The sequence below is a fragment of the Bilifractor sp. LCP21S3_A7 genome, assembly GCF_052118825.1.
GTDB lineage: Bacteria > Bacillota > Clostridia > Lachnospirales > Lachnospiraceae > Bilifractor.
This window is the reverse complement of the sequence record NZ_JBQKGL010000020.1, coordinates 1-14,214: the sequence shown is the minus strand read 5'-3', so window position 1 is coordinate 14,214 and position 14,214 is coordinate 1. Positions and strand designations below refer to the sequence as shown.

Annotated in this window: 11 protein-coding genes; 7 read left to right on the top strand and 4 right to left on the bottom strand. The window is 50.2% G+C overall.

Annotated elements, in window-relative coordinates:
* Positions 1 to 88: 88 nt before the first annotated feature.
* From lgt to ACTQ1O_RS13580, 3 genes are all read left to right on the top strand, one after another.
* A complete protein-coding gene (lgt, locus tag ACTQ1O_RS13590) occupies positions 89 to 940 on the top strand; it encodes a prolipoprotein diacylglyceryl transferase (RefSeq protein WP_441487722.1) in 852 nt (283 codons plus the stop codon).
* 225 nt (positions 941 to 1,165) lie between these two features.
* On the top strand, positions 1,166 to 1,414 hold the full coding sequence (locus ACTQ1O_RS13585) for a hypothetical protein (protein ID WP_441487721.1): 249 nt from the start codon (positions 1,166 to 1,168) through the stop codon (positions 1,412 to 1,414).
* A gap of 247 nt (positions 1,415 to 1,661) precedes the next feature.
* Complete coding sequence (locus ACTQ1O_RS13580; protein ID WP_441487720.1) at positions 1,662 to 2,129, top strand: C-GCAxxG-C-C family protein; 468 nt, start codon at positions 1,662 to 1,664, stop codon at positions 2,127 to 2,129.
* Positions 2,130 to 2,291: 162 nt separating this feature from the next.
* On the opposite strand, the gene ACTQ1O_RS13575 is transcribed toward ACTQ1O_RS13580, so the two are convergent.
* The gene (locus ACTQ1O_RS13575; RefSeq protein ID WP_441487719.1) at positions 2,292 to 3,647 is read right to left on the bottom strand and encodes a dihydrolipoyl dehydrogenase family protein; all 1,356 of its coding nucleotides are present in this window, start codon (positions 3,645 to 3,647) and stop codon (positions 2,292 to 2,294) included.
* Between the two features lie 128 nt (positions 3,648 to 3,775).
* Between ACTQ1O_RS13575 and ACTQ1O_RS13570 the strand changes: the two genes are divergently transcribed.
* The gene (locus ACTQ1O_RS13570) at positions 3,776 to 4,120 is read left to right on the top strand and encodes an SNF2-related protein (protein ID WP_441487718.1); all 345 of its coding nucleotides are present in this window, start codon (positions 3,776 to 3,778) and stop codon (positions 4,118 to 4,120) included.
* Positions 4,121 to 4,140: 20 nt separating this feature from the next.
* On the opposite strand, the gene ACTQ1O_RS13565 is transcribed toward ACTQ1O_RS13570, so the two are convergent.
* From ACTQ1O_RS13565 to ACTQ1O_RS13555, 3 genes are all read right to left on the bottom strand, one after another.
* Positions 4,141 to 5,577 (bottom strand): PucR family transcriptional regulator, encoded by a 1,437-nt coding sequence (locus ACTQ1O_RS13565; protein ID WP_441487717.1) that lies wholly within the window; start codon positions 5,575 to 5,577, stop codon positions 4,141 to 4,143.
* Positions 5,578 to 6,290: 713 nt separating this feature from the next.
* Positions 6,291 to 7,700, bottom strand: coding sequence for an MFS transporter (locus ACTQ1O_RS13560; protein WP_441487716.1), 1,410 nt, complete (start codon positions 7,698 to 7,700; stop codon positions 6,291 to 6,293).
* A gap of 36 nt (positions 7,701 to 7,736) precedes the next feature.
* On the bottom strand, positions 7,737 to 8,726 hold the full coding sequence (locus ACTQ1O_RS13555) for a uroporphyrinogen decarboxylase family protein (protein ID WP_441487715.1): 990 nt from the start codon (positions 8,724 to 8,726) through the stop codon (positions 7,737 to 7,739).
* Positions 8,727 to 9,212: 486 nt separating this feature from the next.
* Here ACTQ1O_RS13555 and ACTQ1O_RS13550 point away from each other — a divergent pair, with 486 nt between their 5' ends.
* The 3 genes from ACTQ1O_RS13550 to ACTQ1O_RS13540 all read left to right on the top strand — a co-directional run bounded on the left by ACTQ1O_RS13550 (position 9,213) and on the right by ACTQ1O_RS13540 (position 13,945).
* Positions 9,213 to 10,838, top strand: coding sequence for a response regulator transcription factor (locus ACTQ1O_RS13550; RefSeq protein ID WP_441487714.1), 1,626 nt, complete (start codon positions 9,213 to 9,215; stop codon positions 10,836 to 10,838).
* A 28-nt stretch (positions 10,839 to 10,866) separates the two neighbouring features.
* A complete protein-coding gene (locus tag ACTQ1O_RS13545) occupies positions 10,867 to 12,675 on the top strand; it encodes a cache domain-containing sensor histidine kinase (RefSeq protein ID WP_441487713.1) in 1,809 nt (602 codons plus the stop codon).
* Between the two features lie 178 nt (positions 12,676 to 12,853).
* Positions 12,854 to 13,945 (top strand): sugar ABC transporter substrate-binding protein, encoded by a 1,092-nt coding sequence (locus ACTQ1O_RS13540; protein ID WP_441487712.1) that lies wholly within the window; start codon positions 12,854 to 12,856, stop codon positions 13,943 to 13,945.
* Positions 13,946 to 14,214: the final 269 nt, after the last annotated feature.

Below are 14,214 nucleotides of genomic sequence, written 5' to 3'. Positions count from 1 at the left end.
AACGCCGCGGCAGACCGACGAGGCCGATTGTCAGTAGGGTTGCGGCATCGGGCAGCAGGCATATACGGAGAGAAAGGAACGGACAGAATTGTACAACGATTTATTCTCAATCGGACCGGTTACGGTACACACCTACGGTCTGATGATCGGGATCGGAATTATCTGCGCATATTTTCTCGCGGAACACAGAGCGAAGCAGAAGGGCATGACCGCCAGAGAGAGGGATAAAATCTTCGGGCTGGTCATTGCCTGTGTGGTTTTTGGCTTCCTGTGTTCAAAGATTTTGTACATCATAACGATTATTCCGGAACTTGTGTCCGGAACACTGACCCTGAGCGATGCTATCTCAAACGGCTGGGTGATCTTCGGAGGACTGCTGGGAGGACTTCTCGGCGGCATCCTCTACTGCAAGTGGCAGAAGCTGAATGTTTGGCTGTATTTTGATGTAGCCTTCCCGGCAGTTGCCCTTGCACAGGGCTTCGGGCGGATCGGATGCTTTTTCGCGGGGTGCTGCTATGGCGTGGAGACCAATGGCCCGCTGTATCTGGAATTCACACATTCGGATTACGCGCCGAACGGCGTGCACCTGGTACCGACCGAGCTGATCATGAGCGCGGGCGACTTTCTGCTTTTCGCTTTTCTGGTTTTGTATGACAAGAAGTGGAAGAAGAAAGAGGGAGAGCTTGCCGGATGGTATCTGACACTCTACAGCATCGGACGTTTCATCGTGGAGTTCTGGAGAGGTGATCTGATCCGCGGACAGGTCGGGCCCCTGTCAACCTCTCAGTTCATCGGACTGTTTACGGTCGCAGCAGGAATCATCATCCTGCTCTATCTTCGCAGACACGATCCCGGAGCAGCCTTCCGGGCGAAGGCGAATGCAGCGGATGCAGAAAATGCAGAGGGAGCAGAATCAGTGCAGAAGTCCGCGAAAGCATAGATCGTGCAGGATAGGGAAAACGCATAGAAAAGAGCGATCCGGGAGCAACCTTCCGGGGGAAGGCAAAGAAAGCAGAAATCACGGAGCAGCCTTCCGGGCGAAGGCAGGGAAAGCGGAAAAGAATAAATGAAATCGAAGATCAGGATCTTGATTCTGAGTGAAAAAACACAGCCTGTTGATAGCCGGCTGTGTTTTTCTTCGGCTGGACAGCTATTCTGATGTCGGGTGCAGATTTTCCCCCGCCAAGAAGGATTCTGCCGCCTGGTCATCCTGATCGCAGTGCTGGATATTGTACAGACGCTGTATCTGAAATGGCTGGCGAAAAATCTGAAAGAGCGTCGCACCTTCCTGTTGAATGAGCTGTTCTTCTGTGCGGCAGGCACAATCGCTGCCGTCATTTTCATTTACGCGAACAGTGAGCCGCAGCCGAATGCGAAGTATTCGTGTGCGGCGAGCGTCGCGATAGCGAGATAAAACTCGCACAGCGTGTTTTATCTCGTTTTCTTTAACGGCGGATTCCGTAGCGAGTCGGGATTCTGGGTAGGAATCATTACGGCAGTAAGTCTGGGATACGGCACAGTATTCTGGAGCGTCAACCGTCTTATTGCAGGAGCAATGAAGGATCACCTGCTGTAGGAAGCTAATACATAATTAAATTAGGAAAAAGATGTTATAATTTCAATATCTGCAAATGCCAGGTAGATGCAGGAGGAGGGAAAAAATGGATGCAAAAGCTATGGACGTAAAGGATAAGGAAGTGAAAGAGATGGAAGCAAAGGACATGGATGAGATTTTAAAGAGAAGTCATGCACTCAGGGATGCTGCGGACCGGCACTATAACTGCGCACAGGCGGTTTTCATTCCGTTTGCGGAGAGAAAAGGACTGACAGCGGAGCAGGCAAACGCGATTGCTCAGAATTTCGGGTCGGGAATGCAGGCAGGGCTGACCTGCGGCGCGATCACCGGAGGGTTGATGGCGCTGGGATTGTGCGGAGCCGGTGATTCCGGTATTGCTGTCGAGCTCATGCGGCGGATTGCGGGCAGACATGAGGGACGTACACAGTGCAGGGATCTGCTGGCAGCGGAAGTCCGGACGCCAGGGGAGAAGAAGCCGCACTGTGACGCGATGGTGTATGAGGCGGTTGAGGCCGTTGAGGAGATGCTCCGGGAACGTGGAATCAGCATCTGAGAGGATGCATGAACATGAGGTCAGCGTCTGAGATGCTACGGATACGTGAGATAACCTTCTGATTCCGAAAGAATGGAAGCATTGAAAAAGAATCATTTATGGAAGCGGCGCAGAAGTTCTGCGCCGCTTTTGCACATTTTTATTGAAAAATTGATGACCAGTTTATACCTTCTTCAGCATCAGTGGTGTCAGGAGGTTCAGAAGCGCCTGTGATTCGGTCGGGAAGGTGAAGATCATCTGGTTGAGCTGCATGCCGGTGAGCTTCTGATTGATGATGAGAGCGGCGATATCGGCATTTGTGCCGGCGTCCTCTCCGTAGAAAGCTCCGCCTACAAGCTCGCGCTTCTTATTAAAGATAAAGGTGAACTCGGCATCCGGCTGGTTCTTTGCTTCGAAGAGAAGACGTTTGCCGAATTCCGCGACCTCGATGTCATATACATCCGGCTGTGCCTCGGCCTGTTCCAGCGTTATACCCACCTGAGAGATTCTTGGAAGAGTGAACACCAGATTCGGGATGACCGGATACTGAATCGGATTCGGATTGATTCCGAGTATCTGAGTGGCGATATAATTGGACTCAAAGGTTGCCGTCGGGGTCAGCTTCGGAATCCGTTTGTCTACACAGTCCCCGGAGGCATAAATATTCGGTACGGAGGTTCTCATGTGGTCGTCCACCTGAATGCCCCTTCTCGAATAGGAGATGCCAAGATCCTCAAGCCCGAGATTTTCCGTATTTGCCGCGCGTCCTGTGGCTTCGAGGACATAGTCGGTCTCGAGGGTGGATCCGTCAGCAAAGGTCAGAACATAGGAGCTTCCCTTCTTTGCGATCTCTTTTACTTCATGATTCAGAAGGAAGGAGGCACCTGCGGCTTTCATTTTGTCTACCACACGGCCTACATATTTTTCAGGGTACATGCGGAGCACCCGGTCAGTGTATTCGATCACTGTGGTCTGAGCACCCATCTGTACGGCTATGGAAGCAAATTCCATGGCGATGATTCCGCCGCCGATGAAGGCGATACGTGCGGGGAAGCTGTCCAGATCCAGAAAATCTCTGCTGTCGTGGATATATTCCTTACCCGGAATATTCTGCTTCATGGCATGCTCACCGGTGCCGATCACAATGTTCTCAGCGGTAATCTTTCTGCCGTCGACTTCAACGGTATGCGCATCCACGAGTTTCCCGTTTCCGTGAATGACCGGCATATGCGCGTTCTCGAACATACCTTCCATAATTTTATTCAGCGGAGAAATCACTTTCTTCTTGTAATTCATCAGACTTGTCCAGTCTGGCTTCGGAAGCTCGGAAATACCGATGCCCTGATACCGCTTCAGACCGTCCAGATAATTGAAGGGCGTATCAAGAAGAATCTTGGCATTGCATCCGTAGTTGGTGCAGGTTCCTCCGACCACATCTCGCTCTACGAAAGCCATCTTCTTGCCTGCCTGAAGCAGAATCATTGCTGCATGCCAGCTCGCATGGCCGGCTCCGATAAATATCACATCATAATCGTACATGTCCTGTCCTCCTGATTGCGGTAACCTTTGCTGTTGTTTTTCTTGCGTCCTCAGAATATCACTCAAAATGTTTTTTGTCAATTAAATTGTATAAAATATAAATAAGCATTTTTCACTCATGGATTGTCATGATAGTGCCCCTCAGGGTCAAGAAGGACGTGCTGAAGGATCTTCCGGATAAGCTGGAGGAAGTCCGCTATGTGCAGATGGGGAAGGAGCAGCAGAAGCTCTATGATGCCGAAGTTCTCCGGATGAAGAAGGATCTGTCAAAGCAGACAGATGAGGATTTGCGGAAGGGTAAGCCGCAGGTTCTGGCAGCGATTACCAGAATCCGGCAGATCTGCTGCGACCCGTCGCTGTGCTTTGATGGATATAAGGGGGAATCCGCCAAGAGAGAGGCGGTTATGGATCTGATTCCCCTGAAGGCGGGCAGTACCGGATTGAACCTGACCGGTACGGCTCTTGCTATGTGACCGGGTTTAAATAGGTAACATTACTCATGCAGCATCCCGAGCATGTAATAGGAGAGCAGAAGCTTGATGCGCTCCTTCGGGTCGTCGAGGTTGATGCTGATCAGCCGGCGGATTTTCTCCAGCCGGTAGGAGAGGGTGCTCCGGTGAATGTACAGTTCCTTCGAGGTCTGCAGGACATTCCGGTCATGAAGCAGATATGCTTCCAGGGTATGCGCAAGCGCTGTGTGGTTTTTCTGATCATATTCCAGAAGCTTTTGAAGGGCGTCGGAGCAGAGAAGCTCCGCCGGCATGTCTTCGGTGGAGCAGCGGATCATATAATCGAGCATGTACTGATCAAAATAGTAGTACCAGATCATGCTGTTGCCGGAGAGCCCGAAGTTCAGGGCAATATTGGCCTGGTCGAAGAGAATGCCCAGCCGGAAAAAATCACGGAGCTCGGAGCTGACGCCAATTTTCAGAAGACTGTCCCGCATGGGCACCGCGAGGCGACTGACGACGTCGGAGGTTTTTTCGTGCGCGTATGAGAGGTTCACAACAAGAGTGATTCCCTCCTGGTGAAAAAACGCCCGTCCGGCTGCCAGGATGGTGTTGATCTGGTTAAGGACCGCATAGGAGGAAATGATGTTGAAATCCCTCTGCTGCGTTACGATCCGCATGACGACATACCGGTCGTTCCGGTTCCAGTTCTGATAGCGGAGATAGCTCAGAACCTGCTGCTCGTCTGTCTCTTCCTTCTCACACAGACGGACCATGAGCTCGTATGTATCGTCCGAGATGCTGAATTTTCTGAGATCGCCGGAATACAGAAAATGCTCCAGGAGTTCTCCAAGATAATCAATAACCGCAAAATCACCGGGCAGAATTCTGCTGTCAACCTCAAGGTCCAGAATCCTTCCCCGGTAAATATCGCCCTGCCAGATGTTCCGGTACAGAATCTGATATCCGGTCTGTTCGGAGGGATACATCACAGGACGGCGCTCTTTGAGTCCATCGATATAGACGGGATCGGTGCGAAAATCGTTGATCAGATCCATCTGCACCATGGGAAGACCGGTTCTTCTGTCCCGTCCGCGTTTCATCTTCTGCTCCGGGTAATTGCACTCCGCAAGGATAATAAAGTCACGGTCATGCAGGAAGATTGGGTTTCGGAAGATCGTCTGGCTCAGGTCAAAGATTTCCTGAAGGGGCGTCTGGAGCAGAAATGCCTCCTGAATCTTCAGATCCCATTCGTGAAAACGATCAAAGAGATCCTGCACCAGGGAGAGAATCTCCGGAAGGCTGTGATTGTCGCGGATGTAAATCCTCCCAGGCATGGAGCGGCGGAACGAGGCGTGCGGATCCCGGCACAGAAGCAGGAAAGCCCTGCCGGAGAGAATATCGTCGGAGAGACCGTCTAATTCAGATTCCGGGCACAGATACACGTACTTTGGAGCGGAAGCGGATGTATCGTTTTGCATTGCAGAGCCCTGGTTTCGGCTCCGGGGTGACATGTGTGCGGGAGCGGATGTGTCGTCTGTCGTAGAAGACTGCTGGTTTCGGCTCCGGGGTGACATGTGTGTGGAGACGGGTCTGCTGTCGTCAGTAATGGTTTCTCTGCTGAAAATGCGGATCCCGGAAAACCGCAAATCATCCGTTGTATCTGAAATAAGATGATCTATGCCGGCCAGAGTCAGCGCATCTGCAATGACCTGCAGAGGCGGGTGGAAGCCGGACGGAAACCGGGAGGTTTCGGAACAGGAGGAGTCGGATTTTTGTGTTGGAGCGGTGCTCTGACCGGTGCTTCGATTATTCATAGATTTTATCCTTGTCGTTTGGGTGCTATACGATAATTTTATATGTTCCGGAAATATTTCAAAATATTGTGCCTGCGGACTCACACTCGCAGGGTTACGCCTGCAGGATAACGTGCGCAGGGCCATGCCCGCAGAGAGTGGGGACGCAGGTTATGCGTGTATCGCCCCTGTGTGTCTGTCCGGTGCAGTTTTTGCCTGGCTTCAGTATACCAGATCCGCGGTTCCTGTCACACATTGTAAGAAAAAAAGCGCCCCGAAGGGCGCTCCATATTTTATAGCATATTTTTATAATGTTGCGATTGTGGCCGGGCCAGGCTTTTTTTCGTCTTAATTTGCGGCCGGGCCAGGCTTTTTCCGCGTCTTAATTTGTGCCCGTGTCAGGCTTTTTTCCTTGCCTCGATTTCCGCGGCATACTGATCGACTTTGTCCTTTGTCAGGCGGAAGCCGAAGGTCAGGCAGAGAACCGCAATGATCAGCGCGATGGCAGGGATCAGCATGAATCCTGCACTGATGGCGGTCTTCAGTTGATTGCTTGCGTCTGCCGGGTCAATTTTTGAGCTGAATGCTCCGGCTGCGAGGCAGGCACTGATGATGATGCCACGGGTCATGATGGAGACCTTCAGCGGCACATTCTGCAGACCACTGATCCATCCTGCGGCGTTCTTTCCGGTCTTCCACTCACTGTACACGATGGTATCGCCGTAAAGGGCCGGAGTGCAGGCGTAGGTGATGCCATAGCCGAACAGGGATACGGACATCAGGATGATGACCATCATGACATTATTGTGACCGAAGAAGGCCAGGATCAGAATCACTGCCTGGATCGCCATTACGCCGATGGTAGTGTTCCTGGTGGAAAAACGGTTGCTGAGCGTTTTGCTCAGATAGGCGCCGACAATGCAGAATATGTTGGTGATCAGAATGTACACCGGCGTAAGCCTTGCGTTGTTGGCTACATACAGGAAGTAGTAGCTGGCAAAACCCATGCAGATGAAGTTGAACATGAACTTTGCGAGATCCGCGATCAGTAGAGCGATCAGCGGCGGGTTCTGCGCAAGCGCGCGGAGCAGATCCTTTCCGCTTGTCTTGTCCTTCGCGGAAACCTTTGCGTCTGCCTGTGCTGCCTGGGCGGTATTCTCGTATCCTTCGAACATCTTGAAATGCGCGAAGTAAAGAACAACAAACAATACACCGAAGCAGAAGGCAGCGCCGCCATACATATTGACCTTTCCGATGACGCCAGCGGCTGCGGAAGCAACGACCGGTGCGGCATAGGAAAAGACAACCTTGGAGGCATTGGACCAGGCAGCTCTGGTAGAGGCGAGCTGCGAACGGTCCTCCGGTGTTTTGCCCGCGACAGAGATCATGGATACGTTTGCCACATACGCGAAATTCCAGCAGACATGGCTGGCAATGGCTGCCACGATGATCAGGACGGCGGAGCCGATGCCGGACCCGAATTTTACGAACTGAAACGCATAGAGGAACGGCACGATCCACGGAATCGCAACGAGCCAGGAGCGGTAGCGGCCCCACTTCATCGGCTTTGAGCTGTTAATGATGGCTCCGTAGATCCAGGACAGGAGCGCGTCAACTGTACTGGCTACCGTTGTGATCATGGTTACAACCGGAAGCGCGAACTGTGCAAGGTTTGTCAGGAAAAAGTTAAAATAATAGCTTTCAATGCTGGACATCAGATTAAAGCCGAAGTCTCCGACGCCGTAAAAAACCTTCAATTGTCTGCTCAGCGGCTTATGATCCGGAGCGGACGATGTGTTTTCTGCCATAAGAGAATCCCCCTTCTCTGCTCAAAAAATCCCGTATCAGAACATATCCTTGCTTGCGCTGTCGATTTCCTCGGTCAGTGCCTGATAAACGCCATCAAAGGTGCTCATTGGTCCGCCCTGAGAAGCACAGGGAATAAAGTAAAGCTTGCCATACTCGGCGCATGCTCTTCTGACCTGATCATGGACTTCCTGTCTGGTCCAGCCGGGATGGTCAACGGTCGCGGAGTCGATGCCGCCCATGAAGGAGATCTTGCCGCCGTAGGTGTCGATGCATTTGCGGACGTCGTTTCCGGTCATGACACCCTGCCAGATATCGATGCCCATGTCGATCATATCGGGAATCAATGTCGCGGCGTAGGAATCGGAATGATGTACGATCAGCTGCACGCCTCTTTCCTTGTAATATCCGTAGATCTGTTTGTAGGCATCCACGAAAAACTCCTCAAACATAGCCGGAGAGAAGAAGGTGGAGCGCTGGCTTCCCCAGTCGTCATGGTGGAATACCGCATCGATATGAAGGTGATCGCAGGTCTCTCTTGCCGCGTCAAGCTCCCACTCGGTGAGGTATTTGATCAGGTCGTGCATCTCGTCCGGCTCCTCATAGAAATTCATCATGGCATCCTCCATGCCCATGAAATAATGAAGACTTTCGAAGAGACCCGGTGCCTGGAAGTTCGAAACGAATTTATCCTTGCGGTCTACAGCCTCGGCTGCGGCGATTGCAGGCTCCCAGGCTGCTTCCGGGAATACCGGTGACGGTGCGTGAACGATGTCCCTCCACTCTGTGATATCCTTCAGAAGGCGATGCGCGTCATCGTGAACCGGGAATGGTCCGGGCGTTCCCTCCGGCCAGGAACGGGTGACTCCCCACTGATTTGTGACATTGAGTTCGCCGTATTTCGGTGCCTTATAGGTGGCGCGGATCGGATCATTCATGATAATGGAGAGGAACTCGAACTGATTGACAAATCTGTCGGGGTGACCTCCGTGAATTGTTTCCAGCAAATTTTCTCTTTTTGTAAGCATAGCAAACCCTCCCTTAGTTATGCATTATTTGTGTAATATTTACAAGAATGAACATAGCATTTGGCGCGATTACAGTCAATAGTGACAACGAAAACAAGCGAAAGTTCCACAGTTTCGCAGATTCGGGAACGCGTAATTCCGCAATTTTGCGGATGACGCGATTGTATTCTAAATGTACGGGAGGAGTAATGCTGAAGCAAATCTGACTATGCGTCGCCCGGCTGTGTAGTAAAGAGCGACGATTTTTGGAAATTCTTGATTCTCTCCGCCCGTCTGTCCTGTAAAGAGCGACGATTTTGGAGAATTCATGATTTCCTCTGCTCAGCCGTCTTGTGAAGAACGGCGATTCTGGGAAATTCTTGAACACTGCAGTATGTAAAAAACGTATACTAATAGTGCGATTTTGTGCATGGTATACGAGAAACAATCTGATATTATTTAAATATATATGCATATTTATTGATGATTTACCAGCGGATGGGGTAGTTGGCTGATGTATGGGGAGAAAAGATGTATTCGTTATTGATTGTAGATGATGAGCCTTTAATACGGGGCGGAATTGCAAGGATTTTGGACTGGACTTCGCTGGGAATAGATCAGATATATGAAGCCGGGGATGGAGAGGAAGCATTAGAAATTGTGCGCAGCCGTCCGGTAAACCTTGTCCTGACCGATATTGTCATGCCCTTTATGGACGGCATTGAGCTGGCAGGAATTCTTCACAGGGATTATCCCGGGATATCGGTCGTTATTGCTACCGGACATGAGGATTTCGAATACGCGCGGCAGAGTATCGATCTTGGGGTGTGTTCCTATATTTTAAAGCCGATCGGAGCAAAGAATCTTTATGCAAAGATGAGCGAGATCATGGCGGGGATCCGGAAGGAAGACGAGAATCGCCAGTACATTAACAGGATGAGGTCGCAATTAGCCAAGAATCTTCCAATTATCCGGTCGCGTTATCTGAATGAGATCGTCTGTGAGGATCAGGGTGATAAACTGCAGCTGGTGCGTCAGTGCCGAAGCGCCGGCATCGATTTTACATCGAACGCCTATATTGTAGGACTGTTGAATCTCGGGCTGGACAATATCGCGGATGAGGATGTGCCGCTCTATGTTTTCTCCTGCAAAAATATAGCACAGGAATGTCTGGGCGGCAGACATTATGTTTTCGAATCAAATCTCAGCAAGAAGCTGGTCATACTGTTCCGCTGTGATATTCTCGGCGATGATCCCCGAAATACTGCTTACCAGGTGATGGAGATTATTCTTAAAGCATTGGATAATACCATTCATGTGAAGGCGACGGGTGGACTGGGTGTCGAGGTGTCCGGACCGGATCAGCTTCCGGTTTCCTTTCGATCCGCCAAAAGAGCCTGCGAATACAGGTTTTCGCTTGGCGAGAACGTGGTTTATGACATCCGTGACGGAAGCCTGAATACGCTGTTATTCCGTTATCCGGCGCAGGAAGTGAAGGATCTTCTTCGAAGCATTCGATTTGGCACAGATTCCGATATCCGGGATGCGATCAGGGCGATTCGTCAGTATATCAAAGATGAGAAGCAGCTTTCCGGAATAAATGTCAAGATTGTACTCTCTGAAATTGTTACAGATATCCTGAAGGAATTGTCAGAACTTTCCGAGATTACTCCCCGAACGACGGAGCAGTGTCTGAGACTGCACAATGAGATATCGCAGATGTCATCTCTGGATGCTATTCTGAATGAAATTATGCAGGCTGCAATTACAGCTGCAGAAGACTTCCGGAAGACGGAGAACACCAGCAGCAGGGCTCTGATACGGAAGGTGAAGGAGTGTGTGAATTCCCATTATATGGATCTCAGCTTTTCACTGCCGACTGCGGCGAATCAGGTCGGTGTAAGCACCGGCTATCTGAGCGCTCTCTTCAAGAAAGAAACCGGAATGAATTTCATCAAATATCTGACAGATGTGCGGATGGAGAAGGCAATGGAGCTGCTGCGGGGAACGGACCTCAGGACTTATGAGATTGCGGATCAAATCGGTTTTGAAAATACGCACTATTTCAGCGTAGCATTCAAAAAATATACGGGTATGTCTCCTTCTGATTTTCGAAAAGGCGGAAAAAAATAGGATGGAACAAAGGAGAGAGGGGATATTTATGGGGATAAAACCGAAAATATTGCTGTTCCTGACATTTGTCATTGTTCCGTTCATGGTGCTGATCTCCGGCCTTATTTACCAGAATTCAATCCGCCGTTCCGCTCATGTTCAGGTGTCTCATGCCGAGGATATTGTACACAACATGGACAAGAATATTGAATCCTATATCAATGAGCTGTCAGTGCTGGCAAATGAATGCAATTACAATTATTATCTGCAGCGATATCTGCGAAGCGTGCGGGACAGGGAAGGGGAAGGACTGCCGAAAGATGCGGATAGTCTTCATCAGAATGAGATTATTAATGCGCTGCTGGAGGCAAATCTGCAGAACCGTCCGGATACAACCGTTATCAGTATCTATGGAAAAGACAGATTGCTGATGCAGCGATCGATCTATACCGTGAATGAAGCCGAATCCGATCCGGTTGCTTCGGAGTGGTATCGGGAAGCGGTTTACCGGTACGGAGGCATCTGCATTACAGGTCCGGATAAGATGACCGGTGCGGACAGGGAAATGGCACTTAGCCTGATGATCCGGAATTCGGAGGACGGCGCATTCCTCGGCGTTATCAGGATCAACTTCAATCTGAACCGTCTTTCTGAGATTGTAGATAATGTCACAGTAAATGGTGAAGAAACGGTTGGTATTCTGAACTCTAAGGGGGAGCTGATTTACGAAAAAAACTCTGACAGCCGCATTTTAAATCATGCTATGTTGAAAGCTCTCCGCAAGGCGGAACAGGAGAATAAACTGCGCAGCAGCTACCGTCCAATCGAGCTCTGCGGCGAAAAATACTATATGGCCGCTGTTACCCAGCCGCTGACGGGGTGGACGATTGTCGATCTTCAGTCGCATGACAGCATCCTTGGCGCGGCACGGAATTCGATCCTGCCGATGGAAATCGTTGTTCTGATCATTTTTTCGACGATCCTTATTCTGCTGAATATTCTTTTAAATCATGTCGTGGATCCGATTCTTGTTCTTCAGAAGAAGATGGAACTTGTCACATTGGACAATACGAGACTTGAGATGCCGGTTCAGACCAATGACGAACTGGGAATGCTGATCCGGAATTTCAATCAGATGACAGAACGAATCGACAAGTTATCTTCTCAGTTGATAGAGGAGCAGAGGAAAAAAAGGCAGTATGAGCTCCGGGCGCTTCAGGCACAGATCAACCCGCATTTTCTTTACAACACTTTAGATTCGATCATCTGGATGGCAGAGCTTCAGGATCCCAATGTCGTCCCGATGACAGAAGCGCTGGCGCGTCTGATGAGGTTATCCCTGAATAAGGGGCGGGAATTTATCACGGTAGAGGATGAGATGAATTATGTCCGAAATTATCTGATCATTCAGTCCATGCGTTATCAGGACAAATTTGACTATCAGGTCGTTACCGAGGAAGCAGTTAAAAAATGCATTACGGTAAAGCTGATCGTTCAGCCACTGGTGGAAAACAGTATTTATCACGGAATCAAGGAAAAGCGCGGAAAATGTCATCTGGAAGTGCGTGCGTTCCGGAGCGGGAGAGATGTGCTGTTTACCGTCCGCGATGACGGCAAGGGAATGGATGCGGAAGCATGTGGAAAGATTCTGAACGGGACCGGAAGCAAAGAAGAAAGGGAAAACAGCCGACAAGATAAGGGTAAAGGCAATGGGATCGGTGTCTTCAACGTGAATGAGAGAATACAGCTGGAATATGGTGATTCCTACGGCGTCAGCTATCAGTCAGAGCCCGGGAAAGGAACCCTGGCGACGATCCGGATTCCTTATATTGACAAGTTGGAAAACACATCTGTGTAATGCCGTCGAGCGCGTGAAGATATGGAGCAATCAACAACTAACATGAGGAAAAGTACGTCTGTATCATGCCGTCGAGCGCGTGAAGATATGGAGCAGTCAACAACTAACATGAGGGAAAGCACTTCTGTGTAATGCGTAGGGAGACGCGAATGATGAAGATACAGAGAAAAGGAGAGCAATGGGGCAGGAAGAGCTGAAATCAGATAGATTTAAATCAGATATTTTGACATCGGATAACTTAAAATCAGATATTTTTAAAGTGCTGTGGATTGTGCTGTTCCTGGCTGCGGTGATTGTGCTGTTCAGCGGATGCGGTACGCCGGTTGTATCGGATGCCGCATCTGCTAAGGGACTCTCTGCGGAATCCTCCGAGGTGCAGAATGTTCAGAGAGGAGAGACTCCCCCTGTGTGCGGAGTCAGTATCGCGTCTGATCAATCTGCCTATCAGGTGCGTCTATATCAGATTATGCAGAAACAGGCTGAGGAAAAAAGAATACGGCTTATCTGGAAGTATGCGGACTGGGATGCATCGCTTCAGAACCGGCAGATTCGCGAGCTTATCGATGATAAAGTAGATGTGCTGATCATCTGCCCTGTAAATTCGAAGTCAATGCTGGATTCCCTGAAAGAGGCGCGCAGCAGGGAAATACCGGTGGTTAACCTGAATATGAAGGTAGATGCTTATTCTGCAGTCTATATCGACACGTATGTTGGAGCGAGCTCTCAGGAGGAAGGCAGCCTTGCGGCACAGCTGACAACGGATTTGCTTCCCGACGGAGGAAAGGTAGCGATTCTGGAGGGCACTCCGGGGACAGATCCGCAGATTTATCGTACACAGGCATTTGTTGATGAGCTGGGAGACCGGCCGGATATTCAGATCGCTGATATTCGGAGCGCTGACTGGAACCGTCAGGAAGCGGAGAGGGAGACAGAACGTCTGATCAGGCGGATTCCTGACCTGAGGCTGATATACTGCCAGGATAACAACATGGCCGCAGGAGCTGTAGCAGCCATTGAGGAGGCGGGAAAGGAGCAGACTATTGAGGTGATCGGAATCGGAGAGGCAGATCAGGAGACAATAGAGCTGCTGCGAAAAGGATGTCTGAAGGGATTTGTCGTTCAGGATCCGGAATTTGAGGCAAAAAGTGCAGTTAATTGTGCTGTACATCTGGCGGAGGGAGAGGATGTACGGCCATGGATACAGAATCCGGTGAGCATTGTGACAGAGGAGAATGCATCAGATTATCAGAAACCGATCGAATATATGTGACAGCCGGCAGGGAGGTCAGTCAAATGTGCGTGGCAGCCAGCGGAGAACGCCGGCTGTTTTTTTACGCGAACAGTGAGCCGCAGCCGAATGCGAAGTATTCGTGTGCGGCGAGCGTCGCGATAGCGAGATAAAACTCGCGCAGCGTGTTTTATCTCGTTTTATGGGCTTTAGCCTGTTGAGCTCGAGCGAGTATTTCCCAACGGAAATATGAGCCGAGCGAAATAAAAAACCACCCGCTATGCGGGTGAGAGTCAAATGGTTATACAATT

What these genes read in the sequence shown, in the direction of transcription:
- ACTQ1O_RS13580 (WP_441487720.1), top strand. Translation starts at nt 1,662, where the DNA reads ATGGATGCAAAAGCTATGGACGTAAAGGATAAGGAAGTGAAAGAGATG.
- ACTQ1O_RS13575 (WP_441487719.1), bottom strand. Translation starts at nt 3,647, where the DNA reads ATGTACGATTATGATGTGATATTTATCGGAGCCGGCCATGCGAGCTGG.
- ACTQ1O_RS13570 (WP_441487718.1), top strand. Translation starts at nt 3,776, where the DNA reads ATGATAGTGCCCCTCAGGGTCAAGAAGGACGTGCTGAAGGATCTTCCG.
- ACTQ1O_RS13565 (WP_441487717.1), bottom strand. Translation starts at nt 5,577, where the DNA reads ATGCAAAACGATACATCCGCTTCCGCTCCAAAGTACGTGTATCTGTGC.
- ACTQ1O_RS13560 (WP_441487716.1), bottom strand. Translation starts at nt 7,700, where the DNA reads ATGGCAGAAAACACATCGTCCGCTCCGGATCATAAGCCGCTGAGCAGA.
- ACTQ1O_RS13555 (WP_441487715.1), bottom strand. Translation starts at nt 8,726, where the DNA reads ATGCTTACAAAAAGAGAAAATTTGCTGGAAACAATTCACGGAGGTCAC.
- ACTQ1O_RS13545 (WP_441487713.1), top strand. Translation starts at nt 10,867, where the DNA reads ATGGGGATAAAACCGAAAATATTGCTGTTCCTGACATTTGTCATTGTT.
- ACTQ1O_RS13540 (WP_441487712.1), top strand. Translation starts at nt 12,854, where the DNA reads ATGGGGCAGGAAGAGCTGAAATCAGATAGATTTAAATCAGATATTTTG.